Below are 1,495 nucleotides of genomic sequence, written 5' to 3' on the forward strand. Positions count from 1 at the left end.
ATTCGCAATCGTCGTTCGATCGAAGGGCAACCATCCCCTCAAGGCCTGGACCGGAAGTACCAATTGGACGCCGAGTGGCCTTTGCACACAGGTCAATAACGGGCTTCTGATCAAGAACGCTGACGTCGCGCAGCTGTATTTGACGCAGTGGGAACTCCTGAGGGACGCGGGCGGTGATTTCGGGCCCGAACTCATGAAGGCGAACGCCGACTCGCCGAAGAGCATCGATGGGGTGGACGTCTGGTTCACACGCGTCAGGAACAAGTCGAAGAAGAATACGGGTCTTGGGATCGATATCCAGGGGCTGATCGACCTCGTCAGTCAGGCGAAGTCGATGGTGCTTTACGTGATGTTTCAACCCGGTCCGGAACCACTGGGAACGATCGTCTCGCGCGCGGGCGAGGTTTATACGCGAGGAGTCGTTAGTACCGTGATTGGGAGCAATATAGAGAAGTTCTCTGCACGAGGCGTCGACATCAATACGCGTGAGTATCGCACCTCGCTCATTCAGCCCGAGGGCATCAAGAATTCGTTCGCATCGTGGGTCGCTGAGGTGACTCGGGCCCAGTTTCTCACGCGCGACCGTTATCCCGGAATCGGTCATGCAATTACCCATTCCAAGATGATCGTGATCGACCCGTTCAGCGATGACTGCCGGGTCGTTACCGGCTCTCATAATTTTTCTGGTGCTGCGAGCGAGCAGAATGACGACAATTTCGTCGTCGTCCGCGGCGATCGCGCCTTGGCGGAAGCCTACTCGGTCGCCTGCCTGAGTACTTATGAGCACTACGCTTGGCGAGCCTATGTCAAGGACAGTCAGGAAGCCGGAAGGCCGATCTGGTCTCATTTGTCCGACGACCCGGCGTGGCAGAGTAGATATCTGACCACACGGCGAAAAGATCATCTCGACCATTGGTGCTGACGGCGCAACGCTGGCCCGCGATGCCCAGGGGATCGATGCCGAGCGCGAATGCCGATGTCGCCAGTTCGGCACAAATTCTGCCGCCTAGAGCGTTTCGAGCGAGGTAGATACCGGTTCGCGTGAAGAAACGCGTCGAAAACAGAGATCTAGAGCCTCGTACGGGCTTGACCGAGAGGCCGCCCGTCAACGTTTTGTGCCAAGTTCAATCAACGGTTTATGGCGGAAGGGGTGGGATTCGAACCCACGGTACCCGTGAGGGCACGCCGGTTTTCAAGACCGGTGCCTTAAACCACTCGGCCACCCTTCCTGCTCGGCGCCTTGGTTGAACCGCGGCGGCGCTGTGGCGGTCGACCGGCCACGGTGGCGCAGATTTCTTTAGGGCGGTTCGGCCGATTGGGTCAACTTTGCTGCAAGGTCGGTCCGCGGCAGCGCGCACCATCTCCGGGGCGTCACCCCTTCAGCCATACGGCATCAGGTTCCTGCAACCGGACCGGGGGGAGGGGCGTAGCTGCATCGTAGCGTGCGGTTCCTGAGCGGACCGTTCTCTGAGTGACCACTAGAGGGGCCTTGCTG

General features: G+C 59.2%; 1 protein-coding gene and 1 tRNA gene. One reads left to right on the top strand and one right to left on the bottom strand.

The annotated features are described in order from the left end of the window. On the top strand, positions 1–922 hold a 922-nt coding region (locus tag I5M_RS27510), incomplete at its 5' end, for a phospholipase D-like domain-containing protein (protein WP_022724339.1). A gap of 217 nt (positions 923–1,139) precedes the next feature. Here I5M_RS27510 and I5M_RS27515 read toward each other — a convergent pair. Beyond that, a tRNA-Ser gene (locus I5M_RS27515) sits at positions 1,140–1,229 on the bottom strand. Positions 1,230–1,495 lie beyond the last annotated feature (266 nt).

This window comes from Rhodopseudomonas sp. B29 (assembly GCF_000333455.1).
In the GTDB taxonomy this organism is placed as follows: Bacteria; Pseudomonadota; Alphaproteobacteria; order Rhizobiales; family Xanthobacteraceae; genus Rhodopseudomonas.